The organism is Ruegeria sp. AB6 (assembly GCF_056542685.1).
Genome location: NZ_JBQGAD010000007.1, coordinates 188,558 through 215,198 on the forward strand (window position 1 = coordinate 188,558; position 26,641 = coordinate 215,198).

The 26,641-nt window shown below is 57.3% G+C and carries 25 protein-coding genes and 1 tRNA gene; 6 read left to right on the forward strand and 20 right to left on the reverse strand.

Annotation, left to right across the window (positions count from 1 at the left end):
• Nucleotides 1–14: 14 nt before the first annotated feature.
• From ACR0DB_RS15535 to ACR0DB_RS15615, 17 genes are all read right to left on the reverse strand, one after another.
• Nucleotides 15–1,226 (reverse strand): saccharopine dehydrogenase family protein, encoded by a 1,212-nt coding sequence (locus tag ACR0DB_RS15535; RefSeq protein ID WP_480552031.1) that lies wholly within the window; start codon nt 1,224–1,226, stop codon nt 15–17.
• Between the two features lie 14 nt (nt 1,227–1,240).
• Nucleotides 1,241–3,130 (reverse strand): biosynthetic arginine decarboxylase, encoded by a 1,890-nt coding sequence (gene speA, locus ACR0DB_RS15540; RefSeq protein ID WP_480552032.1) that lies wholly within the window; start codon nt 3,128–3,130, stop codon nt 1,241–1,243.
• 100 nt (nt 3,131–3,230) lie between these two features.
• Nucleotides 3,231–4,313 (reverse strand): DUF1513 domain-containing protein, encoded by a 1,083-nt coding sequence (locus ACR0DB_RS15545; protein WP_480552033.1) that lies wholly within the window; start codon nt 4,311–4,313, stop codon nt 3,231–3,233.
• Between the two features lie 2 nt (nt 4,314–4,315).
• On the reverse strand, nt 4,316–5,326 hold the full coding sequence (locus ACR0DB_RS15550) for an imelysin family protein (protein WP_480552034.1): 1,011 nt from the start codon (nt 5,324–5,326) through the stop codon (nt 4,316–4,318).
• Complete coding sequence (locus ACR0DB_RS15555; RefSeq protein ID WP_480552063.1) at nt 5,326–6,810, reverse strand: di-heme oxidoreductase family protein; 1,485 nt, start codon at nt 6,808–6,810, stop codon at nt 5,326–5,328. Before ACR0DB_RS15555 ends, ACR0DB_RS15550 begins: the two co-directional genes overlap by 1 nt.
• A 16-nt stretch (nt 6,811–6,826) precedes the next feature.
• Nucleotides 6,827–7,312, reverse strand: coding sequence for a bacterioferritin (gene bfr, locus ACR0DB_RS15560; RefSeq protein ID WP_170773884.1), 486 nt, complete (start codon nt 7,310–7,312; stop codon nt 6,827–6,829).
• Nucleotides 7,260–7,553: a (2Fe-2S)-binding protein gene (locus ACR0DB_RS15565; RefSeq protein ID WP_170773887.1), complete on the reverse strand. Its 294-nt coding sequence runs from the start codon at nt 7,551–7,553 to the stop codon at nt 7,260–7,262. The genes bfr and ACR0DB_RS15565 overlap by 53 nt, the downstream gene beginning before the upstream one ends.
• Nucleotides 7,554–7,683: 130 nt before the next feature.
• Nucleotides 7,684–8,955: an imelysin family protein gene (locus tag ACR0DB_RS15570; RefSeq protein WP_480552035.1), complete on the reverse strand. Its 1,272-nt coding sequence runs from the start codon at nt 8,953–8,955 to the stop codon at nt 7,684–7,686.
• Between the two features lie 487 nt (nt 8,956–9,442).
• A complete protein-coding gene (locus tag ACR0DB_RS15575) occupies nt 9,443–9,898 on the reverse strand; it encodes an acyl-CoA thioesterase (RefSeq protein ID WP_170790747.1) in 456 nt (151 codons plus the stop codon).
• A 123-nt stretch (nt 9,899–10,021) separates the two neighbouring features.
• Nucleotides 10,022–10,603, reverse strand: coding sequence for an antibiotic biosynthesis monooxygenase (locus ACR0DB_RS15580; RefSeq protein WP_170786873.1), 582 nt, complete (start codon nt 10,601–10,603; stop codon nt 10,022–10,024).
• 159 nt (nt 10,604–10,762) lie between these two features.
• Nucleotides 10,763–11,377: a DsbA family protein gene (locus tag ACR0DB_RS15585; RefSeq protein ID WP_480552036.1), complete on the reverse strand. Its 615-nt coding sequence runs from the start codon at nt 11,375–11,377 to the stop codon at nt 10,763–10,765.
• Nucleotides 11,378–11,389: 12 nt separating this feature from the next.
• Complete coding sequence (locus ACR0DB_RS15590; protein WP_170786869.1) at nt 11,390–12,127, reverse strand: SDR family oxidoreductase; 738 nt, start codon at nt 12,125–12,127, stop codon at nt 11,390–11,392.
• 29 nt (nt 12,128–12,156) lie between these two features.
• Entirely contained in the window at nt 12,157–12,621 is a 465-nt protein-coding gene (locus ACR0DB_RS15595; protein WP_170786867.1) for a GFA family protein, read from the reverse strand.
• 36 nt (nt 12,622–12,657) lie between these two features.
• The gene (locus ACR0DB_RS15600; RefSeq protein WP_480552037.1) at nt 12,658–13,887 is read right to left on the reverse strand and encodes an NADH:flavin oxidoreductase/NADH oxidase family protein; all 1,230 of its coding nucleotides are present in this window, start codon (nt 13,885–13,887) and stop codon (nt 12,658–12,660) included.
• Between the two features lie 54 nt (nt 13,888–13,941).
• Nucleotides 13,942–15,405, reverse strand: coding sequence for a coniferyl aldehyde dehydrogenase (locus tag ACR0DB_RS15605; RefSeq protein ID WP_480552038.1), 1,464 nt, complete (start codon nt 15,403–15,405; stop codon nt 13,942–13,944).
• A gap of 18 nt (nt 15,406–15,423) precedes the next feature.
• Entirely contained in the window at nt 15,424–15,852 is a 429-nt protein-coding gene (locus ACR0DB_RS15610; RefSeq protein WP_170790754.1) for a 4-oxalocrotonate tautomerase, read from the reverse strand.
• A gap of 13 nt (nt 15,853–15,865) precedes the next feature.
• A complete protein-coding gene (locus ACR0DB_RS15615; protein WP_170786859.1) occupies nt 15,866–16,315 on the reverse strand; it encodes a hypothetical protein in 450 nt (149 codons plus the stop codon).
• A gap of 102 nt (nt 16,316–16,417) precedes the next feature.
• Here ACR0DB_RS15615 and ACR0DB_RS15620 point away from each other — a divergent pair, with 102 nt between their 5' ends.
• Nucleotides 16,418–17,461: an AraC family transcriptional regulator gene (locus tag ACR0DB_RS15620; RefSeq protein ID WP_480552039.1), complete on the forward strand. Its 1,044-nt coding sequence runs from the start codon at nt 16,418–16,420 to the stop codon at nt 17,459–17,461.
• Nucleotides 17,462–17,472: 11 nt separating this feature from the next.
• Here ACR0DB_RS15620 and ACR0DB_RS15625 read toward each other — a convergent pair whose 3' ends face one another.
• The gene (locus tag ACR0DB_RS15625; protein ID WP_480552040.1) at nt 17,473–18,411 is read right to left on the reverse strand and encodes a LysR substrate-binding domain-containing protein; all 939 of its coding nucleotides are present in this window, start codon (nt 18,409–18,411) and stop codon (nt 17,473–17,475) included.
• 108 nt (nt 18,412–18,519) lie between these two features.
• On the opposite strand from ACR0DB_RS15625, the gene ACR0DB_RS15630 reads away from it, so the two are divergent.
• The 5 genes from ACR0DB_RS15630 to ACR0DB_RS15650 all read left to right on the forward strand — a co-directional run bounded on the left by ACR0DB_RS15630 (nt 18,520) and on the right by ACR0DB_RS15650 (nt 24,959).
• Nucleotides 18,520–19,236 carry a sterol desaturase family protein gene (locus tag ACR0DB_RS15630; protein ID WP_170786853.1) on the forward strand — a complete coding sequence of 239 codons (717 nt, stop codon included), beginning with the start codon at nt 18,520–18,522 and terminating at the stop codon, nt 19,234–19,236.
• 80 nt (nt 19,237–19,316) lie between these two features.
• Nucleotides 19,317–20,261, forward strand: coding sequence for an alpha/beta hydrolase (locus ACR0DB_RS15635; protein ID WP_480552041.1), 945 nt, complete (start codon nt 19,317–19,319; stop codon nt 20,259–20,261).
• Between the two features lie 124 nt (nt 20,262–20,385).
• Complete coding sequence (locus ACR0DB_RS15640; protein WP_480552042.1) at nt 20,386–22,008, forward strand: GMC family oxidoreductase; 1,623 nt, start codon at nt 20,386–20,388, stop codon at nt 22,006–22,008.
• Between the two features lie 48 nt (nt 22,009–22,056).
• Nucleotides 22,057–23,979, forward strand: coding sequence for an acyl-CoA synthetase (locus ACR0DB_RS15645; RefSeq protein ID WP_480552043.1), 1,923 nt, complete (start codon nt 22,057–22,059; stop codon nt 23,977–23,979).
• Between the two features lie 80 nt (nt 23,980–24,059).
• Complete coding sequence (locus ACR0DB_RS15650; protein ID WP_170786845.1) at nt 24,060–24,959, forward strand: bile acid:sodium symporter family protein; 900 nt, start codon at nt 24,060–24,062, stop codon at nt 24,957–24,959.
• Nucleotides 24,960–25,508: 549 nt separating this feature from the next.
• On the opposite strand, the gene ACR0DB_RS15655 is transcribed toward ACR0DB_RS15650, so the two are convergent.
• Together ACR0DB_RS15655 and ACR0DB_RS15660 are read right to left on the reverse strand one after the other, a co-directional pair.
• Nucleotides 25,509–25,585: transfer RNA gene (locus ACR0DB_RS15655), tRNA-Met, on the reverse strand.
• Between the two features lie 84 nt (nt 25,586–25,669).
• Nucleotides 25,670–26,641 (reverse strand): alpha/beta fold hydrolase, encoded by a 972-nt coding sequence (locus ACR0DB_RS15660; RefSeq protein ID WP_480552044.1) that lies wholly within the window; start codon nt 26,639–26,641, stop codon nt 25,670–25,672.

The following is a 26,641-nucleotide window of genomic DNA, read 5'->3' on the forward strand; positions in this document are numbered from 1 at the left end:
AGAAGTTCTGGGGATTAGAATTCGACGGGACCGTCAAGTTCATGAACTTGCCATGGCAGGCCGTGATTGTTCAGCATATCCATGAAGTCATCGGGGTCGAGTTGTTCCATGTTCCAAACGCCCGGCTCGCGCCAGTTGCCTTTCAGGACCTGTGCCGCGCCGATCATCGCGGGAACGCCGGTGGTGTAGCTGACGGCCTGGGAGCCGACCTCAGCGTAGCATTCCTCATGGTCGCAGATGTTGTAGATATAGTAGGTTTTTTCGCCCGAGCCGTCCTTGGCCTGACCTGTGGCGATGTCGCCGATGCAGGCTTTGCCCTTGGTTTCCGCGCCCAGATCGCCGGGATCGGGCAGCAAGGTTTTCAGGAACTGGATCGGGATTATCTCTTTGCCGTCATGCATCACCGGATCGATGCGGGTCATGCCGACGTTTTCCAGCACTTTGGCGTGCATGATGTAGGCGTCGCCGAAGGTCATCCAAAAGCGGGCGCGTTCGATCTCGGGGAAGTGGGTGCTGAGGCTCTCCAGTTCCTCGTGATACATCAAGTACATGTTCTTGGGACCGATGGCGGGGAAGTCGAACTCGACCTTGTGGGTCATGGCGTGGGAGTATTGCCACGCGCCGTTTTCCCAGTGACGCACTTCGGCCAGCACTTCGCGCAGGTTGATTTCCGGGTTGAAGTTGGTGGCGAATTCCTGATCGTTGCTGCCGCCATTGGCGTCTAGCACGTCGATCTGACGGATTGTGTCCAGCTTGTGTTTCTTGAGCCATTTGGCGAACACGCTGGTCACGCCCGGATCGAAGCCAGATCCGAGAATGGCGGTCAAGCCGGCCTCTTTGAAGCGCTCCTGATAGGCCCATTGCCAGTGGTATTCGAACTTGGCCTCATCCTCGGGCTCATAATTCGCGGTGTCGAGATAGTGAATACCGGCCTCAAGGCAGGCGTCCATCAGCACCAGATCCTGATAGGGCAGGGCGAGATTCACCAGAATCTCGGCGTCGGTTTCTTTGATCAGCTTGACCGTGTCTTCGACCTTGTAGGCGTCCAGTTCGGCAGTAGCGATATCTACACCAACGCGGTCTTTTACGGCTGCGGCGATGGCGTCGCATTTCGATTTCGTGCGGCTGGCCAGAGTGATCTCGGTGAAGATGTCCGAGTTCATCGCCATCTTGTGCACGGCTGCGTGGGATACGCCGCCGGCGCCGACAACCAGTGTTTTGCCCATGGTCTGTCTCCTTCTTATTCGTAATAGGTGTAGCCGTTGATGGAGTCGCGATAGGCGCTCATCAGGGTTTTGCGGTCCTTGGCTTGCAGAGTACCGGTAGAGATCGCCTCGTCTACCATTTTGCGGAAGGCGGCAACGCAGTCTTGCGGGTCGAACTCGACATAGGACAGGACCTGGCTGATCGTGTCGCCCTCTTGCTCGTGCAGCAGATCGAACCCGCCATCGGCGCGCAGATCGATGGTGACGACGTTGGTATCGCCGAACAGGTTGTGCAGATCGCCGAGCGTTTCCTGATAGGCACCGACGAAGAAGACGCCCATGAAGTACTCGCCGTCCTTGGGCAGGGAATGCACAGGCAGGCTGGGTGAGACACCGTCGGCCAGAATGAATCGGTCGATCTTACCGTCGCTGTCGCAGGTGATGTCTGACAAGACGGCGCGGCGGTCGGGGGGTTCGTTCAGCCCTTGGAGCGGCACGATCGGGTGTAGCTGGTCTATAGCCCAGACATCGGGCAGGGATTGGAACAGCGAAAAATTGCAATGGTAGATATCGGCCACTTTCTCAAGCTGTTCGTCCACATCCGTGTCCAGATCATCGCTTGCGGCCAGCGCCTTGAGGCGGGCCATCAGCGACAGATAGATACGCTCGGCGCGGGCCATCTGGCGCAGGTCGACATAGCCGCGACGGAACAGGGCACGCAGTTCGTTGCGATAGAAGGTGGCGTCGTTCCAGCATTCTTGCAGACGATCTTGGCTGAGGTATCCGTGAACGGCAGCAAGGTCCGAAACCAGATGGTTGTCGTCAGGTTCCACATCCGGTGCGGTTGGTGCATCGTAAAGTGTGCTTTCCAGCACATTGAACACCAGCATCGAGGATGTCGCCACCACCGCACGGCCGCTTTCGGTGACCAGCGTTGGGTGCGCGATTTCGGCCTCATCCATCGCGTAGGCGACGGTCTCGACGACGTTGGCGCAGTATTCCTCGACCGTGTAGTTGATTGAATTTTCAGCTGCTTTTTTCTCGCCAGTGTAGTCCACACCCATGCCGCCGCCGAGGTCCAGATGGGTCAGCGGCACGCCTTCGCGGGTGAGTTCGGTATAGTAACGGCACGCCTCGCCGACAGCGCGGCGCACATCGTTGACGTCTTGCACCTGGCTTCCCAGATGCGAGTGCTGCAGCTTTAGGCAGTGTAACAGGCCGGCCGCTTTCAGCTTGTCCACCGCGGCGACAAGCTGATCGGTGTTCATGCCAAAGGCAGACCGGTCACCCGAGCTTTCTTCCCATTTGCCGCTGATCTGGTTGGTCAGCTTCACTCGCACCCCGATCAGCGGTTCGATGCCGAGTTCCTTGTAGACCTCGATCACCGTGTCTGCCTCTTTCGGGCTTTCCAGAACGATGACGGTGTTGAAACCGATCTTGCGGCTAAGGATAGCCAGCTGGATGAACTCGGCATCCTTGACGCCGTTGCAGACGATCAGTGCCTCGGGGGCCAGACGATGGGCCAGCGCCACAACCAGTTCGGGCTTGGAGCCCGCTTCCAGCCCATAGTTGTATTTCTTACCGAACTCGACAATCCGATCCACGACCTGCGCCTGTTGATTCACTTTGATCGGGAAAACACCCCGATAGGAACCCTTGTAGTTCACCCGCGCGATGGCATCGCGAAAGCTTTCGTTTAGATGCGCGATCTCATGTTCCAGATAGGACGTCACCCGCAAAAGCATCGGCGATTTGATGCCTCGGTCGTCCAGATCGGACAGAATGCCCGGCAGGCTGATCGCGTCGGCCTCGGGATGCAGCGGATTACGCAGACCGATCTCGCCCTGATCCGTCACCTCGATGAGGTCTTTGCCCCATTTCTCAACCCCATAGATGGAATGCGGTGCGTCGGGCGTGTGTTTCAATCAGTCAGGTCCTTGCAATAGGGATGCCGGTTTCGCGCCCGCCAATACGGCAGCAGTTTGATTCGTCCAAGTGTAAACTATGTATCGCGAATTGCCGAATTTAGGCCAAGGTGCGAATTGGGATCAAGTGGTTGTCCCATTGGCACTTGGGTCGTGCCAAAATGTGGGCACCTGCGGTGATCTCTCCGACGGCGCCTGTACCTGTGGTAAAGACAAATCCCTGCGCGGCGGGACCGATGCCGCAGACATCCGTCAGGGAATAGGCCGCCATCAAATTGCCGGTTTCTACATCGAATTGATGCAGCGCGTTGCCTCGGGGGCAGGTGATGGCGACGGTTTTGCCATCACTGGCGAAAGCGATGCTGCCCGCGTAACCCTGAAGGGTGCTCTGTTCTGTCTCGGGCGCGGTCAGCAGGCGCGGGGCCGTGCCGCGCCGGTGCAGGCCCAGCAACGGCGGGTGCCGTGTTTTGTCCCCTTGCCATTGCAGCGCAAAGGCCACCAGGCCGTCGGGCCGGACAGCCAGATGGCGGATCGAGTTTCTGTGCAGCGCGCGCGGCAGTTCCATTTGTTCTATAACCGCGCCAGAGTGGTCCAGATAGGTCAGGTTGGGGCGCATGACGGGCAGGTTCAGCTTGGTGCGCCCTGTTTCGGGATGGGTTTCGATGCCGCCATTGGCCACAACAAGTGTTTGGCCGTCGGGCATCAGGCGCATGTCATGGGGGCCGATGCCGCCCGAGGGGAACTCACCCAATCGCGCGTAATCTCCGGTATTCCAGACGCCGATCACGCCTTGGCCTGCCTCATAGTCGTTTTCTGTGGTGTAGAGCGTCGCCCCATCTGCCGAAAACACGCCGTGGCCATAGAAATGGCGGTCTTTTGGAGCGTCCAGCCGGGCGGTCTGGGCTCCGGTTGCGCAATCGATCACCAGCGCAAAAGTGCCCGGTCGGCGGGCAAATGCCACCGCCTGCGCGCGCTGAGGGTGCGCGGCTGCCGCGTGACCCCTTGCGGGCAAGGGCAACGTGAACAGGATATCTCCTCCAGCAGTCAGCCCCGCCAGCCGGTAAAAGCCGTCGGGAAACAGGGCCGCCGCCAAGTAGTCGGGCGCGCCAACTTCCGCCCAACCGCCTATGGGCGTCATGCTGGTGGCGGCAAGCCCGACAAGAAAATGGCGACGGCTGGTCATGGTCAGTCACCGTCCAGTGCGTTGAACCCGGCGCTGATGCCCAGGGAAGGGCCTAGATCATTTGCGGCAATCTGGCGGATATCGTTGATTGACTGTTGCAGCGCCTCGATGCGTAAACGGCCCTGCGGGTTGGCCACGCTCGCAAATGCAGGGTCGTCCAAGGCTTGCGCGCGGGCAATCGCATAGTCGAACGCGCCGTCCATGTCTGCCGCTATGGCGGGATGATCAGCCGACAGGCGCATGGCCAGATCACGCAAGGTGATCAGCGACAGTTCCACATGGCGCACGGACCGCGCTGACCGGCGCGCCTCGGCCCGCTTTGGACGGGGGCGGTCGAATGTGCCCAGCGGGCGTCCAAGGCGGGTCTCGGACGTGAATTGAAGGCCGGTGGACAGTGCCTTGTATAGCTCTTGCAGGGCTTCGTTTTCAGACCGATAGGGGCTGTTGCCGCCGGAGTGTGTCACGTGTTCGGCAAAGGGCTGCCAGTCCTCGGCGATGGCCTTTGCGTTGCGGTCGATGTCAGTTGTGATCGCGCGGATCAGGGCGCAGCGATAGGGGGCTTGGCCCTGATCAGCAAAGGCGGGATCAAAGAGCATCATCTCCAGCGCGAAAAACCCGCGCCCGGCGATGGAGGTTTCGGCAAAGGCCTTGGGGCTTTCTACAACGGGGTCGCTGGTCGAGATCAAACCGCTCAGGGCCTTGGGCGTGAATCCCTTGGTGTCGGGCCAAAAGGCCAGCGCAAAGGCGCGGTCGTCCCGTTCAGACGGTCCGAACCGAAGGTGACTGACCAAGATCCAATCGTCGAATGCGCCATGGAATGCGGCCCGCAGGTCAGGTGATGCAGGATCGCATCCGGCCTGCGCGGTCGCGGCCAAAGTGGCGGTCGTCTCGGTCAGTCTCGCATAACCGGGCAGAACGTGTGCTTCGACCACGTCCGTCAGAATCGCAGCACTGTCCTGCGCTGTGGCGGGCAGGGGCAAAGCCAAAGCAAGGGCAAGAAACAGCGGGCGCATCAGAGGCTCTCCAGAAAGCGGATCAGGGCGTCTCGGTCAAGCTTGGGCATCGACACAACCGTATCGCGCGCCGCTTGCGCCTCGCCCCCGTGCCACAGGACCGCCTCCAGCAGGGATCGCGCCCGCCCGTCATGCAGGAATTGGGTATGACCCGAAACCTGCTGGGTCAGGCCAATACCCCACAGCGGCGGCGTGCGCCATTCCCGGCCCGTTGCGCGCGCCTCGGGGCGATGATCGGCCAGGCCTTCGCCCATGTCGTGCAGCAGCAAGTCGGTATAGGGCCAGATCAGTTGGAAACTGTGTTCAGGCCGGTCCTCCATACGGTGCGTGACATAGGCAGGGGTGTGGCACAACGCACAGCCGGTCTGGTGGAAGACCTGCTTTCCGCGCAGCACTTGCGGGTCGTCTGCATCTCGACGTTCTGGCACCCCAAGATTGCGGCTGTAGAAGGTCACAAGGTCCATACCCTGCTGATCAATCTCGAACACGCGGTCGTCGCCATCGCCATGCGGGGCATTCACGCAGTTCTCCTGCAACTCCGTGCAGTCACCATGGGCCGCAGGGAACAGAGGGCTGGATATCCCGATGTCTCCGGCAAAGGCACCTGCCGATTGCTCCAAGATAGTCGGCATCCCAGCCTTGTAGCCGAACCGCCCCATCATCGGCGTATCGAATTCGGTCGACCACACAATGTTGGGGCGGCCTGAGATACCGTCCCCATCAACGTCTTCTGGGTCGGCCTTGGCCAGTATATCCCCGACCGGGATCGCTTCGAGCAGACCCAGCCCGATCATCTGCGGTGCCACGCGTGGGCTGAGCATCGCCTGCGGGTGCAGCGGCCCATAGCCCAGATCAGCGGCGGTATAGGTCGGTGCGCGCAACGTGACCGTCTCACCATCCAACAGCTCGACAGGGACGTCCGTGTAGGTGATGTCCAGCCGGTATTCTGCCGGGTGGCCGGGCAGGGCGAGGTCCTGCATCTGGCCGCCGTAGTTTGGCTCTGGCTGCGTGGCGATATAGTCCGCGATCTCGGACTGGCCCGCCCCGCCAGGGATTGAGACGCGCAGGAACATCGACACCGCGCTGTCCTGAGGGCCGTTCGGGGTATGGCCGCGCCCGTCCTTGATGTGGCACCGCTGGCACGACCGCGCGTTGTAAAGCGGCCCTAACCCGTCCGAAGCCAGCGTCGAAGCCGGCGACGAGACCCATAGCTTTTTGAACAGCCCGTTGCCGACTTTGAAATCCAACTCCTGCTCAAACTCCAGGTTGCCCGACGGTTGCGAGAACGCATCTGCGTCCGCGCGCAACCGCACGGTGGCCGCCCCTGCCGGCAGGTCCTCGAACCGTTGTGGCACGCTGAAATCCTCGGGCGCGGCGGTGACATCCGCGATCCTGGCGGCCTCGTCTTCGGTTCTGGGCTGGAAGTTGAGGTGCAGGTCCTGCAACTCGGTCGGGAAAGAAGGGGTGGCTGCCAAAGCCGCCACCGCCACGATTGAAAGCTTACTCGCCTTCGTCCATTTTCGATGCGTTGAGATGCGCATAATTGGCTTCGCCAATCCTTTCATACAGATCAAGCTGCGTCTCGAGGAAGTCGATGTGCCCCTCTTCGTCGCTGATCAAACCTTCAAACAGGGACATGGTCACATAGTCCCCCGCCTCGCGGCAGTATTCGCGGGCCTCGACATACAGGGCGCGTGCGTCGTGTTCGGCTGCCAGATCACATTCTAATGTTTCCTTTGGGGTTTGCCCGATCCGAAGCGGGTCCAGCTTTTGCAGGTTGGGGTGGCCTTCCAGAAAGATGATCCGTTCGATCAGCTTGTCCGCGTGGCCCATCTCTTCGATGCTTTCCTCGCGGCTTTTCTTGGCCATATGGCCAAGGCCCCAGTCCTCCTGCAGACGGTAGTGCAGCCAATACTGGCTGACCGCCGTCAGTTCATGCCGCAGGGATTTGTTGAGGTATTCTATGACTTTGGGATCGCCCTTCATGTGCTTTCTCCTGTGATGCTGCGGACCGCAATGTCCGAAGCTGCATGGGGATTTCCAGCTTATCGTTGGACCGCATCGTGTCTAGGAAAAGTGGCATGCATCCGCCACAATCCGCTGATTTTCCAAGGGCATGATAGATCTTGCCGGGAGTGATCACCGCATGGGAATCTGATGCGCGCATCCAGTCGATCGCGGCGCGGATATCTGCGTCCGAGATGTTGGTGCAATGGCAAACGATCATGGCAGAACGCCTTTAGCTGATTATTCTGACTATAATAGTCGGTTAATTGCTGAATGTCCTGCGGCAAACCGTCTGCCAGCCCTCAAAAACCTGCGAGGCGGCGGTGAGATGCCGCCCCGCAGGTGCGGGATCACTGGAAGACTGCGTTGGGGTTGTCCAAACTGTCCGAGCCTTCAAAATCGATCTGATCCAGCTCCAGCTTGGTGACGATGCGTTCGATGGTCTTGGTCTGATCGATCAGGCCGTTCACGCCGCCCATGATCAAGGCTTCGCCACCTGCATTGCCGCGTTCCAACATCTGGTCATAGGCGAACCCAGCCTCGGCCGTCGACTTGATCCGGCCCAGCGCCTGCATCGTGTTGGCCAGCTTCACCTTCATCTCGGCATCCAGCGCCGGGTCGGTCGCGGTGACAAGGTCGGACAACGACGCGCCCGAGATCGGGGTCCCGTCGATCCGGGTGTAGCTGCCCAGATAGACATTCTGGATGCCCAGACCGTCATAGTAGTGGCTGTTATGGGTGTTGTCCGAGAAGCAATCATGTTCCTCTTCCGGATCATTCAGCATCAGACCGAGGCGCATCCGCTCACCGGCCTGTTCTCCATAAGAAAGCGAGCCCATGCCGGTCAGAATTGCGCTGACGCCTGCGGCCTCGTTCTCGGTCAGTGCCAAGCGCGCATCACCGCCTTCAACCCATTGTGCAGCCATCCAGTCTAGATCGCTGACCAACAAATCGGTCACAGCGCGCAGATATTCTCCGCGACGGTCACAATTCCCGCCGGTGCAGTCTGCGCCTTGGGCAAAATCTGTCCACGGGCGGTTTCCGGCCCCGGCGCCGTGGCCGTTCAGGTCCTGCCCCCAAAGCAGAAACTCGATTGCATGATAACCGGTGGCTACGTTCGCTTCGATTCCATCAGCCTCATGCAGGGTTTCGGCCAGCAGTTCGGGGGTGATGTGGCTGGCATCGATGGTTTGGCCCGACAGGGTAAAGCTGGGGTTCGCGATGACGTTCAGCGCGGCGAATTCGTTCTCGTCCGATGGGCCGCCATAAGTGGCATCCACATAGTCGATCAACCCTTCATCCAACGGCCACGCGTTCACTTTGCCTTCCCATTCGTCGACAATTGGGTTTCCGAACCGGTAAACCTCGGTCTGCTGATAGGGCACGCGCGCGGAAATCCACGCCGCCTTGGCCGCCGCCAACGTCGCGTCCGAAGGGTTCGCGATCAGGGCATGCACCGCCGTCTGTAGCATTTTGGCGGCGATCAGGCTGTCATCGTATTTCGCTTGGGCGATATTGGCGTAGGTGGCGAGGATGTCGGCTTTCGAGGGGGTCTCGGCCGCGGACGCATTGGTTGCAACGCACAGTGCCAGCGCGCTGGCAGCAGCATGGAATCTGGTCATGGGATCAGGTCTTTTTTGTTAATTCAGAGTGGTCGGCGCACCTGATTGGTGCTGGCTGACAAATAACTGAGTGAATTAGTCGCCTATGTCAACCTGAGCTTTTTAATCAGGTATAAATTTCGCGCAAATACCCAAGACAGATGATGCACAGATACTGGTCGGTCGAACCGAACCCAGTGAGCCTGTGGTCTAAAACTGTTTGGGGAAGGTGAAGGCTGAGGAGGGGCTTGAACCCCGTTGCGCGGATCATGGCCGAGTTCTGGTACGGTCCGAGAGTTCGCAGGCCGCTACATCCGACATCGTCAACTTATTGGCGACGGTGAGTTTCTGGCGGGCAAACCACCACAAAGCGCCACACCCAACCACACGGGATTTGTCACGCAAACGCTACCCAATCCCCAAAAGCGGACAACTATATTCCGCATTGCGAAATCAAACTTTCAAGGGGTCTTGGGTGATGCTGCGCAATGTTTGCAGCGGATCGCTGTCAGCCGCTTCGAGGGATTGTGACTTTATATCCGGTCTTGAATTCATTCGGCATACGTGTCGGACGTCCAGTTGTCAGATTGGTACACACATAGTCTGATCTGGCGCGCAATATCGTTTTGCTGTCACCCAATCGGATCATCTGAAACAGGCGACTGCAACGCAAACGCTCATCATTCACCGAGAGCCAGTTGTACACGACGATCTCATCATCCAAAAAAGCGGAGGACAGATAATCGATCTCGTGGCGCACTGCGGCCATACCGCGATTCAGGTCGAGGCAGGCTTGCTCGGTCAAACCGACATGCCGCGTATGTTCCCAAACGGTAGCATCCATCCATTTCAAATAGACAGCGTTGTTTACGTGGTGGAAGCCGTCCAGATCGCCCGCCGTGACCTTGAACCGTTTCCAGAAGGAGTTTGGATAATCTGCAAGTGAGGATATGTCTTCGTTCATTGCGCGAAATACACCATTGTGAGTCTAAAATGGAGAACGTGAAGAGGCCTTTGACGAGCCTACTCTGACAACCATAAGGAACGTCCTATTGTCCATTGATCCCTTCAAAGAACGGCAAGACATCTATTTGATTGCCTGAGTTTGGTTGCGAAACAACCACGGCTTTAGCAGCAGAGTTATGATTGGCATTATCAGATATGTCATCGACACAACCTGAATTGTGACGATGCTGAGCGTCTGTGCCCAACGTGGCCAACCAGTCATGAAAGGAACGAGGAAAACCTGAAGCGCAAAGACAAGGGCAAAGATCACAACGATCAATACAACAGCCATTTTATGGCGTGGTGGTGGAACGGCTGCAGGGATCTCGGGCATATCGAACCACACTTCGAGACCGGTCTCGCTTTTGCGATCTGCATCGCCATCGGATATCCCTTCCAGCTTGGCAATCCACTCGGATCGCTCGGGCGAGGTTTCCCAGGCGGCAGCATGTTCGTAATTATCGAAACGATAAATCATGACGTAGCGTCCGCCAGTCTTTTCGGAAGGGCGCAAAATGCTTAAACCTTGTTGCCCCTCGAAATGCGATGCAGCCTCGGCTATGCCTCGGATCCAATCCTCGAATTCGGCCTCGCGCCCCGGTACGACGCGACGTGAAACAGAGATCGTTACGGGGTTGTTGTCCGTGTCTCGGTGATGTGTCATGTGATCAGTCATTGTGAGCCAAGTTTCCTGCTATGAGGCGCGTGAACGACCTTTGATCAGCCGAAACGCAGCGCCTCTGCGGTTTTCCTAAACCAACATCAATCTGTGTAATTGCAAAGTGGACCCTCGCATCGCTGAAGATCCCTGATGTCTTGGTTTTCAAGAGCTCGAGATGCTTTCAAGCTCTCGTTCCACGAGATCCAATCGGTCCTTGCCGAAAAACATTTCTTCTCCGACAAAGAAGGTGGGGATGCCGAAGACACCACGCTCGACAGCTGCGCTGGTGTTGTTTTTCAAGCGCTCTTTGACCGCATCTTCATTGGCACGCTCCAACAGATTTTGACCGTCGAGTCCTGCATCGTTCATCGCCGAGACAAACACGTCCGGATCATCCATTTTGAGCCCCTTTTCCCACATTGCGGCCATCCCTGCCGTGATGTAGTTGCCTTGGAATCCGTCAACCTCAGCGGCTGCCGCCGCCCGCATCATAAGCAACGTGTTAACCGGGAAATGGGGGTTCATTCGGAACTTCGACAGCTTATGCCGGCGAATAAACCGTTCGAACTCCACGCGGTCGTAATCCAGCTTACCTTTGACGTCCCGGAACATGAGAAACGGAGACTGATTGCCTGTCGCTTTGAATATCCCGCCCAAAAGACAAGGAATGTAGTTGAACGACGCGCCGGTTCGGGTCTCGATGTCATTGACCAGGCAATGGGCCAGATAGGCGTTGGGGCTGCCGAAATCGTAGATGAAGTCTACCTGAGCTGTCATGGTTCGCTCCAGTTACCAGGTTTCTTTCCAGGGACGCAGGTCCATCTCATGCGTCCAGGCCGTACGGGGTTGTTTGTGCAGCATCACATAATTCTGCGCGATATGCTCGGGATTCAGGATACGGTCTTCATCGCGCATCTGGTCCACATCCGGGAAATGTTCGCGGATAAAATTGCTGTCGATGGCCCCGTCAATCACCGTATGGGCGACGTGGATGTTTTTTGGCCCCAACTCGCGCGCCATGGACTGCGCCAGCGCCCTCAGCGCGTGTTTCGCGCCCGAAAAGGCCGAGAACCCGGCATTGCCACGCATACTGGCCGATGCTCCGGTGAAAATGATCGTCCCGCGTTCGCGCGGTAGCATCCGGGCGGCGACCTCGTGACCCATCAAGAACCCGGCGAAAGCGGCCATCTCCCAGACCTTGCGATAGACGCGCGGGGTGGTCTCGGTGATGCCAAAACGCACATTGGCCCCGATGTTGAAAACGGCGACCTCGATTGGGCCAACCTCCTCCTCGATCTTACCGATCAGATTGTGCATCTCGGTCTCATCCCGTGCATCAGCGGGATAGGCTCGGGCCTGATGACCCTCGTCGCGGATTGATTCCGCCAGCGCCTCAAGAGCATCGGCATGGCGGTCGCGGCGAACGACACAAGCGGTTAACCCCTCGCGGGCAAATGCCCGGGCGATAGCAGAGCCTGTGTCATCGCCAGCTCCGATTATCAAACATGCACCATTGGGGTTCTGCATCTCGTTCTCCTCAGTAGCTCAACATCCGGTCAGCCGTCACCGCGAAACAAACCGCGCAGCAGATGGATCGTAAATCGAGCCTGGCTGGGCAGATAGCCGCTGGATTTCGGCAGATCGTCCTGCGCTTCACGGACCCGGTGATTGTAAAAGATGTGGAAATCGGGTGAAGGTAGGTCTGCCTGTTCGACGATCCGGGCCGAGGGCACCAAAATCAGTTTTGGAAACAGCGGCACGTTCAATTTTTCCAGTGCCGGGTTGCCGCATGCTGTGCATCTGCCACGCGCCAGCAAAGGCGGCTGCTTCAGGCTTTCGTATACAATTTCACCACACCCGGCCTGGTCCACGTCCGCAGCACGAAACAGCAGGATATCGCCATATTCGGCATCGTTGAACCGCTGGCAAATGGTGCAGTGACAGATCGCCCTAAACAGCGGGCGACCTTGTGTTTTGAAGTGAACCTGCCCGCAGCTACAGGTGCCGTTGGAATGCGTCATCTAACTTTTCCTTGTTGCGGGCAGGGTTCCGTGAGATCAGGCGCGGACCTTTTTGACCGCTTTGCCGTTTTTCCAGAACCGGTACATCACGCGCAGCGCCGGCCAGACACCGTCCGCTTTGGTCTGCACCTTCTTACCTTGCGAGATGCGTTCGATCTGCATGGTGTACCAGCTGATCTCCATGATCGCCATTGCGTCGATCTTCTTCAGACCCGAACGGATGGGCGCAACATGCGATACGTGCTTGGGGTTCTGCAGAACATGAGTGCCGAACTTGGGATCGACGGCGAAGGGACGGGCCACACCGGCCATATCCAGAGCGCCGGTTGCCAGAGCTTCGCTCATGCCCTCGGACGAGCGGAAACCGCCGGTCACGACCAGAGGGGTCGAGATCTGGCTTTTGACCTTTTCGGCATATTCCAGGAAATATGCCTCGCGCTTGAGGGTGCTCTCCTTTTTGACTTCCTGCTTGCCCTTGCGGTTGACGGGGTTTTCCCAACTGCCTCCCGAGATTTCGATCAGGTCGATGCCCAGACGGTCCAGACGCTTGGCCACTTCGATCGAGTCTTCCTCGGTGAAACCGCCCTTTTGGAAGTCGGACGAGTTGATCTTGATGCCAACGTTGAAACCGGGGCCGGTACGGGCGCGGACGCGTTTGTAGACCTCTTCGACAAAGCGGAAGCGGTTGTCAAAACTGCCGCCCCATTTGTCTTCGCGGCGGTTGTGATGCGGCGACAGGAACTGGCCGATCAGATAGCCATGCGCGCCGTGCAGCTGAACGCCGGTGAAACCTGCCTCTTCCAGACGGGCGGCGGCTTCGGCGAACCGGTCGATGATGTCCTCGATCTCGGAATCGGACAGCTCGCGCGGGGGGGCGAACATCTCATTCGGGATTGGCACGACCGAAGGTGCAACCGGTGCGTCGTTGACCATTTTGGGCGACTGCTTGCCCGGGTGGTTCAGCTGCGGCCAGATATGGGTGTTGGTCGCCTTGCCGGTGGCCGCCCATTTGCGCAGCAGGTCCATGTTGCTGTCCAGCAGCGCATCCACGACCAGCGGTTCGTTCATGTGCTTGCCGTCAACCATCATGTTGCCGGTGATCAGCAGGCTCGCGCCGCTATGGGCCCATGCCTCGTACAGCGAGACGTGGGCAGGTGTGACTTTACCGTCCGGAGTGGCCAGAGCTTCGTTCATCGAAGCTTTGCAGATCCGGTTGCGCAGAACCGTTCCCGATTTCAGCGTCAGGGAATCCCCAAGCGTTGCCATTTCTGTGTTTCCTTGATTCGTCGTTTCGATTTTCTGAGCAGCAACCATTGGTCTTCACTCCTGAATATTGCGGCGCCGGAAGCGCATCGCCTGAAGCTTTTTCAGGCTGTTGAACATGAAGTTGTCCCAGGGCGGGGCAACAAATGCGGTGGCGTTGATCTTGCCCTTGCGGACAACGCCTTTGGCCTTCGAGAAATTGCGGAAGCCTTCTTCACCGTGATAGTGACCCATGCCCGATGGACCGATGCCGCCGAACGGGATGTCATCGGCCATCACATGAGACATGGTGTCGTTGATGCAGGCACCACCCGCATGGGTGCGGGCCAGAATGTCATTGGCGCGGCTCTTATCCCAATCGAAGTAGTAGAAGGCCAGCGGACGCGGGCGGTCATTGACGTAAGCCACAGCTTCATCAATCGAGTCGTAGGGGATCACCGGCAGGATCGGGCCAAATATCTCTTCGCGCAGCACCAGCATCTCGTCAGTCGCGCCCAGGATCAGGGTCATCGGCATCTTGCGCGTGTCGTTGAAATGCTCACCCTTGGGGTTGATGGTGATCAGCTCGGCACCTTTTGCCTCGGCGTCTTTCAGATAGCCTTCAAGGCGGGTTTTCTGACGGTCGGTGATGATCGCCGTATAGTCCTGATTGTCGCGCAGGGTCGGGTAGGCTTTGCTCATCGAATCCGCAAAGGCTGTGCAAAAGGCGTTCACCTTGTCGCGCGGGCACAGGATGTAATCGGGCGACACGCAGACCTGACCGGCATTGATGCCTTTGCCGAATGCAATCCGGCTGGCGGCTTCATCAATCGGGAAGTCCTTGTGGATGATGACCGGCGATTTGCCACCCAGCTCCAGCGTAACCGGCGTCAGGTTGTCGGCAGCGGCCTTCATCACGATCTTGCCGACCTGAGTCGAACCGGTGAACACCAGATGGTCGAACGGCAACTTGGTGAACTCAGTCGCGACCTCGACACCACCGGTGACAACGGTTACTTCGTCCTCAGAGAAGATATCGGCGATGATTTCTTTCAGCAGATCGCCCGAGGCCGGTGCGAATTCCGACGATTTCAGCATCGCGCGGTTGCCCGCGGCCAGGGCGCCTACCAGCGGCGACAGGGCCAGGAAGATCGGGAAGTTCCACGGCACCACGATGCCAACCACGCCCACGGGCTGATATTGCACCTGAATGCTGGCAGGCATCAGGGTCAGCGGCGCGTGGCGGCGCTGCGGTTTCATGAACTTGCGCAGGCGCTTGCGGTAAAAGGCGATACCGTCCAGCAGCGGCATGATCTCGGCCAGTTCGGTTTCAGCCGCCGAGCGGTTCGAGAAATCCTTGCTGACCGCCGCGATGATGCGCGCCTTGTTGTCGATCAGCGCGTTGTGCAGCTTGTCCAGACGCCGCACCCGAGCCGCCCGGTCGGGCATGGGATCGGCCAGATAGGCCTTTTTCTGAGCCAGAAGCAGAGCCTCGAGATCAGGCGTTTCCGATTTAACGGGTGTCAGGTGCGGTGCGGACATTGTTAAACCCTCCTGGATTTAAATGTAATCAGTTACGGGGCCGATCCCCATTGCGGCATGGGTGGCGTTCTTGCGCTCAAGCCAGTCGGCTTCGTCGCCCGGGAAGGGCAGAACCATACCGCCTTCGACCACCCAGTTAGATTCGATGCCGATCAGCGTGACCAGCACCTTGCTTTTTTCCAGCTGGGCCGCCTCGGAGATACGCGTGTGCATCTGCTCGTTCAGTTTTTCATAGAGACCAGCGGTCCGGTCTCCGCCCATGCGGACGTTGCCGTTCACGCCCAAAACAGTTCCGCGTCGCATGCTGTAGCCGGTCATGAAAACGACGTTCACGAACTCGGACGGCGCGCCAGTTAGGCCGCAATGCACATCGGTGATGACCTGCGCGATGTCAAATCGGATCTGCTCGGGGAAAGGTTTCTTGGATGCAAGAGTATAGAGCGGCATATCAATTCCTCTCCTATTGATTGAACTGCGTGATCAGCACGCCGTGGCGCATTTTTGAGATCATCGCGCGCGAAAACAGCTTGAACAGATAGGTAAAGCGTCCCCAAGGCGACAAGCGTGTCAGGTTGCCTTTCAGAATGTCGCCATAACGGGACTGGTCGAATGCACCCACAGACACCTGATCCGGGTGCTGACCGGTGATTTTGCGCCAGCATCTATCGACCTCCAGCATGAAGGCTTCGCGGCGTTGCGTTTCAAACCCGTCCGGCACTTCCATCGAGACAGTCGACGAGCGTGACCAACGGCGATCTGTGATCGTGTGCTGTTTGGCAGCGACGTTCCAGATGATCGTCAGTTTGTCGTCGCATACGTGCTCGACATAAAGCTTGCGCACGACTTCCTCGAGCGCTTTGATCTGCTCGAGTGAGATCTGACCTTCCTGAATGGCAATGAGTGATCGCATAACATCCTCCTGCCCGGTAATTTCGGTTTTTGGGGATCAATTTTCGATGATGACAGCGGACATCTTTTTGACATTATCGGCCACAGTGTTTAGGTTCAAAACATGCAAAACGCGTCCCTGAAACGATCACCGGGCAGCATCCGCATCCTGTGCGAGGAAGCAGCAAAATATGGTGTAACTCCCGAACAATGCCTGGAGGATACCGGGCTGGTTACTTTCGATCTCTACCAGAACGAGGCGACTGTGACGCTTGGGCAAGAAGTTGCGGCGATAGAAAATTTCATCAAGTACGCGCCTGACCGCCCTGGAATGGGAATTGAAATTGGTCGCCGCTACAGACCCGAAGTCTTTGGCATTTGGGGATATGCTATTTTGAGCAGCCCAACTCTTCGTGCTGGACTAAAAACAGCTATAGATTTCGCGAACCTGTCATTCGTGATCGCCCGATTGCGTCTAAACGAGTTCGAAGACCCACCTGCCTTGAATTTGGATATCAGCGGTCTGCCAAAGGCAGTCGAGAGTTTTGTGCTGGAAAGGCACCTGACGGTTGTTAGCAACTTCACCTCGCAGTTTCTGCCCAGGTTTTCTATGTCGCGCGTGGTCTTTGAAACCACGCTGGATAATCCGGCGGTCGCGTCCGCAATAAAAACTGAACTCGGAATCAGCGTCACGCTGAACTGTCAGAGAAACTCGATCATCCTCCCCCAAAAGCTTCTTGATATGCCCTTGCCGCAGCACAACCCAGCAACGATGGAGAATTGCCTGAGGCAATGCCGAAGCCTACTAAACCTGGAAAACTCCGATATTCCGGAAATGACGGCGCAAGTCCGCGAAGCCACTTTGTTGGAAATCAACAACGATCCAACAATCGTTTCAATCGCTTCAAAGCTAGGGACAAGTGAACGCACGTTGCGCCGTCGTCTTGCCAAGGAGGGGACAAGTTTCAGAAAGATCCAGACAGAGGCGAAACTGGCAATTGGGCATGAGTTGCTGAGCACGGCCGGCCTGGATGTATCAACCGTCGCTTGGAGAACCGGCTATTCGGAGCCATCCAGCTTCGTAAGAGCCTTTACCAAAAAATACGGCTACTCGCCCGGCAGTTTGAAACATTCATCCCGATATGGAGACAACAAACTGACGTGCTAACAGTGGCAACGTCAATTGTTGGTTTCGGCAAGCGTTGCCGCTGATCGCGCCAGTAAGTCTACAAGCCACCCGTGACCCGGATCAGTGTTTCGGCTTTTGTGCCAGTATAGGCGCACCTCGATTTCTGGATAGTCGAACGGAAGGTTGTGCGAAACCAGCGAACCGACGTCGACCAAGGGTCGGGCCAAACGGGTGGGGACTACTGCAATAAGGTCGGTTGCGGCAACGACTTCAGGGATGGAAACAAAACTCGACATTTGCAGAGCGATATTGCGAGCCGGAAGCGAGTTTCCCAACAAAAACTCCAAAGGGGTAGTTCGTCGACTGTTCTGGCTGCGAACAATACCAAACCTTCGCACCAGCGAAACATGTGCCAGCGTTTGAAACTCTTCCAGCGACACTCCTGTTTTTGCGCATGGATGATCGGCGGCACTGATAAGCGTAAGCGACTCACGCAATATCAGCAGCGAGTCAAAGTGGTCTTCCGGCATAGGCGTGTAGTCAACCGCGTATCCCAATCTTCCATCCTTGAGACGCACAGGAATTTCATCCAGGTAATCTGGATGTACCCTCCACTTTAGATTTGGCGCCTGCTTTCGGGCTTCCCTCATCAATACGGGCCCCCAGATGTGTTCGACTGCATGATTCATCGAGACATCGATGGTTCGGGAAAACGTCTCTGCAGAAAACTCCTGGTCTTCGAAACTGCTTCTGATCTGTACGAGCGCAGGGGCAACCTTGGCATGCAGATCAAGTGCGCGTTGCGTCGGCTTTAGACCTCGACCGGTGCGTACAAACAACTCGTCATCGAATCCCTGTCTCAGTCGTTTGAGCGCGTTGCTGACAGCAGGTTGACTCATGTTCAGACGCTCTGCTGCCTTGGACAAGTGCTGTTCTCGCATCAATATATCGAAGACTGGAAGCAGATTCAGGTCGTGATTTCTTAGCATTAGCTTAGTTATTTTCCAGAGTGATAATATCCTTAAGTAATATAAATTAGAAGCTATATCAAATCTGCATATTCTGACTGGCAACTTTTGGTTAGGGAGGACCCAGTTATGAATGATGAAGCAAGAGAGAAGTTTCGAGCCAAGTACCGCGCAGGCGTAAGCCCAAACTACAGCGGTCTGCTGCACCTGTCTGTCGTTGTGATCGGTGCAGGATCTTTGATCTGGTGGGGTACGACCAAACTGGTAGATTTTAAGCTCTACCAACTCTGGTTCGTTGTCGCGACCTATGTCGCCTATAATCTGGGTGAGTGGGCATCTCATAACTATTGGGGGCATCACAAAACAAAGCTTTTCAAGCTGTTTTATCAGCGTCACACAGGCGACCATCACACCTTTTTCGTGGATACGGACATGGAATATCAGATGGTCCTGGATTGGCGCGTCGTGATCTTCCCGATCTATCTGCTCGTTCTGACCACGGTGGCAATTTCAATCCCCGGAGGTCTGGTGTCCTACTTCCTCTTTGGGGGTAACTACGGCTATCTGTTCTTCATCACGATGACGTCTTGCTATCTGCTGTATGAAGTCCTGCATTTCAGCTACCACCTGCAGCGTGGTTCGGTCACCGAACGCATTTTCCGACTTATCCCCGGCTGGACGTACCTGCGTTTGTTTCACACTGTGCATCACAATCGCGACGTGATGGTTGAGGGCAACTTCAACATCACTCTGCCTTTGTTCGATTGGATTTTCGGCACGCTCTATTTCGACGCAAATGACCAGCAGAAACCATCGGATAGTGGTGCGAACCCGCAGCCTCAGTAACCGAGCAGTCGCAGTTTAAGGCGGCGGGGAATTGCCCGTCGCCTAAGTATTGCTGAGCGTTTGAAAATTCAGGATCTCCTATGCCTAAATCAGACCCGCGCCCTTTTGGTCAACGGGTGGCCATGTGGCTCATCAAAAGTCCAACGGGGCTCAAAATCTCAGCCCGCGGCAGAAAGAAAGCAGCGGAAAAACAGCTTGAAAACGCGGTCAACGAAACGGTCATGATTCCGCGCCGGGATGGAACCGGTGAAGTTCGTGTACGTATCTACAAGCCCACCAATTGCAAGGGTCCGCTGCCCATTGTGGTGTTCTTCCATGGTGGTGGATACGCGACAGGCTGGCCGGAACGCCATCATGCACTATTTCAACGCCTGATGGCGTCGCGCCCCTGCATAATCGTAGCACCAGCATTCCGGCTATCGATTGAGGCACCTTACCCAGCAGGGCATGACGATTGCTATGATACGCTGCTCTGGGTGCGTGATCATGCCAAGCAATTGGGCGGCGATGCGGACAACCTCATCCTGGCCGGGAACAGTTCGGGCGGTGGGCTGGTCCTGTCGACGGCGTTGCGCGCGCGGGGTTCCGGAGACGCAAAGATCGCGTTCATGATGCCTTTTTATCCAATGATCGATGACCGAGCATCCAACTGGACAAAGCTGCCAAAGAACAAGATCACATGGACGCGCGAACACGGGGTGCTCGCCTGGCATTTGTTGCTACGAGAACTACGAACGCAGAAGCGGTACGATATCTCGCCCTACGCTGTTCCGGCGCGCGCCAAAGATGTGTCCGGTCTGCCACCTAGCCTTGGTTACGTGGGTGATCTGGACATCTTGCAGGCCGAAGCCGAGGAGATGGCCGATCGCATGAAGCGAGCGGCTTGCAGCGTAACTTTCCGCACATTCCACGGTGTTTTTCACGCCATGGAAGACAGCGCTCCGCAAACGCCCCAAGCTCTCGAACTCAACGATTGGGTTTCCACTGAATTCGCTCGCATGGTGGATAGCTACTGCTCGGAATAACCAGCAAATCAAACGCCGATTGTTCATCAGGGCGCATCTTTGGCCGAAAGTGTCAAGCAATTGACCGATGCGACGCTATTGCGAAGCGAGCCCTTTGGCCATTTTGGTGACAGGGAGGAATGCGATGCAGTTTGACTACGTGATTGTTGGTGGGGGATCAGCAGGGTGTGTGCTGGCCAACCGTCTGTCGGAAGATCCGAATGTAAGCGTGTGCCTGCTTGAGGCGGGCGGCGGCAACGGAGACAGCATATTGGTTCGCATGCCGGCCGCTGTTGTGGCCATGCTTCCGGGTAAGCCATTCAAGATCAACAACTGGACTTTTGAAACCGTCGAGCAGCCGGGGCTGAATGGCCGTAAGGGGTATCAGCCGCGCGGTAAGGTTCTGGGCGGGTCCAGCGCGATCAACGCCATGTTGTACGTGCGCGGTCAGCGCGAGGATTATGACGAATGGGCGAATCTGGGCTGCGAAGGCTGGGATTGGGACAGTGTTCTTCCCTATTTCAAACGATCAGAAAATAACGAGCGTGGCGGCGACGATATGCATGGTGGGGCTGGTCCGCTGCAGGTTTCGGACCAGAAAGAATCTCGCCCGGTGACGCGGGACTTTATCGAAGCCGCTAAGCAATTGCAGATTCGCGAGCGCGAGGACTTCAACACCGGCGACAATGAGGGCGTTGGCTATTATCAGGTCACGCAGTTCCACGACAAAGCCAAGAATGGCGAGCGGTGCTCGGCCGCGGCGGCCTATCTGTTCCCGATCATGGGCAGGCCGAACCTGACTGTGATCACCAAGGCGCATGCCAAAGGTCTGACCTTTGACGGCAAACGCGCGACAGGTGTGGTTTACAAGGAAAATGGCAAGGGCCGCGATATCGAGGTCAAAGCCACGCGCGAGGTCTTGCTGTGCAGCGGTGCGCTGAAGACACCTCAGTTGCTGCAACTGTCCGGCATTGGTGACCCGGCAGATCTCGAAAAGCACGGGATCGAGGTGCGACACAACCTTCCCGGTGTGGGCAAAAACCTGCAGGATCACATGGACTTCACGCTGGCCTACAAATCGGCTGATACCGACAATTTCGGCATTGGCCTTTTGGGCGGCATGAAGCTGATGGGTCACATAAACCGCTGGCGCAAAACCGGCGTGTCGATGGCAGCCACCTGCTTTGCCGAAGGCGCGGCTTTTCTGAAAACCTCGCCTGATCTGGATCGCCCCGACGTGCAGCTTCATTTCACAATTGCGCTGGTCGATGATCACTCGCGCAAGCTGCACTATGGCTACGGCTTCAGCTGCCATGTCTGCAAACTGCGCCCCGAAAGCCGGGGCTCGGTCACGCTGAACAGCGCCGATCCTTTCGCCATGCCCGCCATTGATCCGGCCTTTTTGGCCGATGACCGTGATCTCGAAACGATGATCAAAGGCGCGAAACTGACGCGCGAGATTCTTGAGGCTCCGGCGCTGGCGAAATACCGCAAGAAAGAGATGTTCGGCACCGAAAACGCAAAGACAGACGCGGATTGGGAACAGCACATCCGATCGCGCGCAGACACGATCTATCACCCGGTTGGCACCTGCAAAATGGGCACCGATGACATGGCCGTGGTTGATCCGCAGCTGCGGGTACGTGGGCTTGAGGGGCTGCGCGTAGTCGATGCGTCGATCATGCCGAACCTGATCTCGGGCAATACCAATGCGCCCACCATGATGATCGCCGAAAAAGCCGCCGACATGATTAAGGCTGCAAGCTAACGCAAAACTGCGCGCCGATCGCGGTGCGCAGGAACAAGAGGAAAGAAGATGAGCACCAACGTTGTTCTGAAAAACATGGATGAGATTCTGGCGTTCGAACAGACACCTCTGCAGGATCGCACTCTGCCGCAGACCACCTATGAGGCGCTGCAAAAAGGGGCGGCCATCAACCCTGACGCGCCTGCGCTCAGTTTTTTCCTGAGCGCGGCCGCGATGCGCACGCCCTATACGCTGACCCACGGGCAGCTGCTGGCGCGTATCACTCAAACCGCCAACGCGCTGCGTCGGATGGGCCTGGGTCGTGACGATGTAGCGGCCTATATCCTGCCCAACATGCCAGAGACGCATTTCGCTATCTGGGGTGGCAGTGCGGCTGGTGGCATTCTGGCGATCAACCCGTTGATGGAAGCCGATCAGATGGCCGATCTGCTGAAAGGCGCGGGCGTCAAGATTCTGATCACGCTGGAGCAAACACCCGGCGTCGATATCTGGGAAAAAGCCAGCGCTGCGGCCAAGGATGTGCCCTCGCTGGAGCATATCCTGCTGGTCAACTTCGCCACCTATATGAAAGGCGATGGCGTGTGGCCCGATACACTGCCGCTGCCGCCCGTCTCGGCCACCATCGAAGGCCGCGACGATGTCACCCTGACCCGTCTGCTGGACGAGATCGCAGGTGAAAATGCCGATGGTCTGGATTTCGAAGGCCCCGGACCCGATGACACCTCGACCATGCTGTGTACCGGTGGCACCACCGGCCTGCCCAAGATCGTGCGTCGGACCCATTTCGGCGAGGTTTATAACTCGTGGTGCCCCAGCCTGTACGTTGGTGCCGAGAATGTTGGCCCCGGCACCGCTGCGCTGTGTGGTCTTCCGCTGTTTCACACCAACGCTATGCTGGTGACAGGTCTGTTGCCCTGGATGCATGGCGGCCACGTCGTGCTGGCCTCTCCCTCAGGCTATCGCGGCGATGGTGTGATCGCCGGGTTCTGGGACATGGTCGAACATTACGGCATCAGCTCCTATTCTGGCGTGCCGACAATCTATGGCGCTCTGCTGCAAGTGCCACATAAGGACAAAGACCTCAGTTCGTTGCGCTTTGGGGCCTGTGGTGCCGCACCGATGCCGGTTGAGCTGTTCAACACCTTCGTCAATGAAACCGGCGTCAAGATCATTGAAGCCTATGGCATGACCGAGGGCGTTCTGGCCTCGTCCATGAACCCGATCATCACGGATAATCCGCGTATCGGCTCGATCGGTCTGCGCTTCCCTTATCAGGACATGAAGATCGGCATCCTGAACGACAATGACGAATTCGTTCGCTGGGCCGATGTGGATGAGGCCGGGGTGATCTTTATCACCGGACCGAACGTGTTCGACGGCTATCTGATCGAAAGCCAGAACAAAGGTATCTGGCTGGAGCAGGACGGCAAGCGCTGGTTTAACACCGGCGATCTGGCCCGCTGCGACGCCGAAGGGTACTTCTGGATGACCGGCCGGAAGAAAGAGCTGATCATCCGCGGCGGCCACAATATCGACCCCAAGATCGTCGAAGAGGCGATGCACAAGCACCCTGCAGTGGCCATGGCTGCCGTAATCGGCCGTCCCGACGCCAAGGTGGGAGAGGTTCCAGTGATGTACTTCCAGAAGTCCGCGGGGATCGATGTGGATGTGTCCGATCTTGCCGCCTTTGCGCAAGAGCATGTCTCGGAACGTGCGGCGGTGCCGAAAGACTTTATCAGCCTCGACGCCCTGCCAGTGACTGCTGTTGGTAAAATCCACAAGGTCACGCTGAACATGATGGAAATCGAACGCACCATCCGTGAACTGGCGGGTCAACACGCAGCCGAAATCGGATCACTTGAGGTGGTGCAGGATTCGAGCCGCGGCATTGTTGCAAAACTGGCCCTTTCCAGCGGTGAAGACGCCATGCGTCACGCTTTGGGGCAGTTCACTTTCACCGTGGATATGTAAACCACTCACCCAACGGGTCCGTCATAGCGTCGTGGGAGGCGAAACAGGCGGGCCCGTTTTCCTAAAGAGGGAGGAAAACAATGGATTTCGCAATCAACGTGGTGGTGCCTGCGGCGCAGGCTTTCATCATGTTCTCACTGGGGCTTGGTCTGGAGATCGACGACTTCCGCCGTGTGTTCCGTCGCCGCACCGCTTTCGCCATCGGTGCCATTTCGCAAATCGTCCTGCTGCCAATCGCGGCGTTTTGCGTCATCATGGCGTTTAGCCTGCCGCCTGTCATGGCGGCTGGTCTGATGTTGCTCAGCTTCTGCCCCGGCGGCGTCAGCAGCAACGTGATCACCAAGCTTTCACGCGGCGATCTGGCCCTGTCGGTGTCGATGACCGCTGTCACCAGCGTTATGGCCTTCCTTACCGTACCGCCGCTGGCCACCTGGTCGGTGCTGTATTTCATGGGGGAAAGCGCGCCTGACTTCTCGTTCTTCGAGATCGCGATCTTTACCTTCCTGGTGACAACGCTGCCTGTTCTGACCGGTATTATCGTGCGCCACTTCTTCAACGGTTTGGCCCGTCGCCTTGAAAACCCTCTGCAGAACGTCGCCGTCATCTTTTGGGCCGTTCTAATTCTGGCGCTGTTCGCAGCCAACCGCGAGCTGATCATCACCTACATGCCGACGCTGGGCTATTCGACAATGACGCTGCCGCTGGTGCTGATGTTGCTTGGTCTGGCCTTTGGTAAAATCCTTGGCCTCAGCAAGACCGAAGGCAAAACGGTTGGCATTGAAACCAGCGTTCAGAACTCGCCCTTGGGCATTACGCTGGCGATTGTGATCACCGGTACCAGCACATCGCTGAGTGACGTGCCGATGGCGCTGCCATCCGCGCTGTATTCGATCACAATGTACCTCGTAGTTTTGCCGTTCATGTTCTACTTCCGCTGGAGAAGTCGCGGAGATGTACGTCAAAGCGTGGCTGCAGAGTAAGCCTCTGACCAAATATCAGAGTATGCACACGCAAATTCTGATCACGAAAACCTGCCCCTTTTGGGCAGGTTTTTTTGACGCTGCCTTTCCAATGGGCGAGATTTCAACGAGTGTTTTCTGCGGCTTGGATCGAGAAGTAATTGCCAGGCTGAGGTGCCCGGGAGTTCTGATATGAGAACAGCAAACACTGAAATGTTCGGCAGCGGACGTCCCACCATTCAGGGCGGATTGCACCATGTTGGGTTGGCTGAATTGATTGCTGCTGTGTCGAACGCGAGTCGGTGGGCACAATCACTGGTCTAGCCTAGCAGGTGCCCGCCGACCGCGCCAATGAACTCGCAAGGTGCAAGGACATGACTGGCAAACAAATCGCGGTTAACGCCAAAAAAGCGCTCGCTGCGAAATACAGAACGCGTTCCGCCTGACGCAATGGTTTCGCGGGTCCTGGTCACAGAGAAAAGAAACGCGGTCCAGTTCGCCAACATCATCGATGCTGTCATTGGCGTGTAAGCGCCTTCATTCCAAACAGAGAATCTAGAGTGGGGATTTTGGTAGCGGAGGAGGGACTTGAACCCCCGACACGCGGATTATGATTCCGCTGCTCTAACCAACTGAGCTACTCCGCCATGGGTGAGAGGCGATTTAAGGGAGGGGCCCGAGAGGGTCAAGAGGGAAATCTCCCTGAAACCGGATTCTTTTTGTGCCGGGCCTCAACCGTTTTCGGATGCGGATTGTTTCGGGTTGACAGAGCCTTCTGCGATGCTGCGGATAAAGGTGGCGCATGCATCGGGCGCGGTGATCAGGATCATGTGGCCCAACCCTTCGATCTGTTCGTTGGTCAGACCATATTGCGTCATCGGCGCGCCGTGGGCAGTGGGGGACAGGATGGCGTCCTGTGCGCCGTAAAGAATGCCTCCGGGTACTTTGAGGTCTGGATAACGGGCCACTTGTGCCTCAAGGCTATCGTCTATGCCGACAACGTCCTGAGAGGCGGTGATGAAGGCTGATGGTCGCAGACCCAATGCGCCGCCGGCGCGGTCCAGGAAATCATCCGGTGCGGGTTCGGGATCGAAGACGGCGCTGAGAGCATGAGGGGCGGTCTTGGCGGCCATGGGGACGGCAATCGTATTGCCGATGAAATTGCGCAACCATTCGGTCCTAATTTCGAGCGGTTTGAACACGGGCGGCGGGCCGGACATCACCTGTGTCAGCGGAGCCAGAAGCGCCAGTGCCTTGACCTTGTCAGGATAGTCCAGCGCCATCGCCAGCGAAACTGCGCCGCCCAGCGAATGGCCGACCAGAACGGGGTCGGACACGCCTTTGATATCGAGAAACTCCTGGATCATCCGGCCCTGCTCGGGCAGACGCCCCAAATCGGCGGACTCGCGGGTTGAATACCCGCATCCGGGCCGATCGACAGCGATGACATGGTAGTCATCCGCGAGCATATCCACCAACGCATAGGTATAGTGCTGAAGCTGCCCGGTGAGGCCGTGGATCAGGACAAGGCTCTGATTGGATGGATCGCCTTTTTCGACATAGTGGATGCTGCCGCCGCGCACAGGCTGGATCTGCCCCAGTTGCGGGACACGTCTGCCGCCGTCTTGAGTCAGCTTACGGGTCCACAGGTTCATCGCGCAAAAAAATACAGCGACGAAAAGAACGATAATCAGAAAGGTCAT

Excerpts from the sequence above, each read along its gene's own strand:
- ACR0DB_RS15660 (WP_480552044.1), bottom strand. The coding sequence starts at position 26,641 with ATGACCTTTCTGATTATCGTTCTTTTCGTCGCTGTATTTTTTTGCGCG.
- ACR0DB_RS15650 (WP_170786845.1), top strand. The coding sequence starts at position 24,060 with ATGGATTTCGCAATCAACGTGGTGGTGCCTGCGGCGCAGGCTTTCATC.
- bfr (WP_170773884.1), bottom strand. The coding sequence starts at position 7,312 with ATGAAGGGCGATCCCAAAGTCATAGAATACCTCAACAAATCCCTGCGG.
- ACR0DB_RS15575 (WP_170790747.1), bottom strand. The coding sequence starts at position 9,898 with ATGAACGAAGACATATCCTCACTTGCAGATTATCCAAACTCCTTCTGG.
- ACR0DB_RS15565 (WP_170773887.1), bottom strand. The coding sequence starts at position 7,553 with ATGATCGTTTGCCATTGCACCAACATCTCGGACGCAGATATCCGCGCC.
- ACR0DB_RS15625 (WP_480552040.1), bottom strand. The coding sequence starts at position 18,411 with ATGCTAAGAAATCACGACCTGAATCTGCTTCCAGTCTTCGATATATTG.
- ACR0DB_RS15535 (WP_480552031.1), bottom strand. The coding sequence starts at position 1,226 with ATGGGCAAAACACTGGTTGTCGGCGCCGGCGGCGTATCCCACGCAGCC.
- ACR0DB_RS15550 (WP_480552034.1), bottom strand. The coding sequence starts at position 5,326 with ATGCGCCCGCTGTTTCTTGCCCTTGCTTTGGCTTTGCCCCTGCCCGCC.
- ACR0DB_RS15615 (WP_170786859.1), bottom strand. The coding sequence starts at position 16,315 with ATGCGATCACTCATTGCCATTCAGGAAGGTCAGATCTCACTCGAGCAG.
- ACR0DB_RS15640 (WP_480552042.1), top strand. The coding sequence starts at position 20,386 with ATGCAGTTTGACTACGTGATTGTTGGTGGGGGATCAGCAGGGTGTGTG.
- ACR0DB_RS15620 (WP_480552039.1), top strand. The coding sequence starts at position 16,418 with ATGCAAAACGCGTCCCTGAAACGATCACCGGGCAGCATCCGCATCCTG.
- ACR0DB_RS15635 (WP_480552041.1), top strand. The coding sequence starts at position 19,317 with ATGCCTAAATCAGACCCGCGCCCTTTTGGTCAACGGGTGGCCATGTGG.
- ACR0DB_RS15605 (WP_480552038.1), bottom strand. The coding sequence starts at position 15,405 with ATGTCCGCACCGCACCTGACACCCGTTAAATCGGAAACGCCTGATCTC.
- ACR0DB_RS15595 (WP_170786867.1), bottom strand. The coding sequence starts at position 12,621 with ATGACGCATTCCAACGGCACCTGTAGCTGCGGGCAGGTTCACTTCAAA.
- ACR0DB_RS15590 (WP_170786869.1), bottom strand. The coding sequence starts at position 12,127 with ATGCAGAACCCCAATGGTGCATGTTTGATAATCGGAGCTGGCGATGAC.
- ACR0DB_RS15545 (WP_480552033.1), bottom strand. The coding sequence starts at position 4,313 with ATGACCAGCCGTCGCCATTTTCTTGTCGGGCTTGCCGCCACCAGCATG.
- ACR0DB_RS15630 (WP_170786853.1), top strand. The coding sequence starts at position 18,520 with ATGAATGATGAAGCAAGAGAGAAGTTTCGAGCCAAGTACCGCGCAGGC.
- ACR0DB_RS15645 (WP_480552043.1), top strand. The coding sequence starts at position 22,057 with ATGAGCACCAACGTTGTTCTGAAAAACATGGATGAGATTCTGGCGTTC.
- ACR0DB_RS15600 (WP_480552037.1), bottom strand. The coding sequence starts at position 13,887 with ATGGCAACGCTTGGGGATTCCCTGACGCTGAAATCGGGAACGGTTCTG.
- ACR0DB_RS15585 (WP_480552036.1), bottom strand. The coding sequence starts at position 11,377 with ATGACAGCTCAGGTAGACTTCATCTACGATTTCGGCAGCCCCAACGCC.
- ACR0DB_RS15580 (WP_170786873.1), bottom strand. The coding sequence starts at position 10,603 with ATGACACATCACCGAGACACGGACAACAACCCCGTAACGATCTCTGTT.
- ACR0DB_RS15610 (WP_170790754.1), bottom strand. The coding sequence starts at position 15,852 with ATGCCGCTCTATACTCTTGCATCCAAGAAACCTTTCCCCGAGCAGATC.
- ACR0DB_RS15570 (WP_480552035.1), bottom strand. The coding sequence starts at position 8,955 with ATGACCAGATTCCATGCTGCTGCCAGCGCGCTGGCACTGTGCGTTGCA.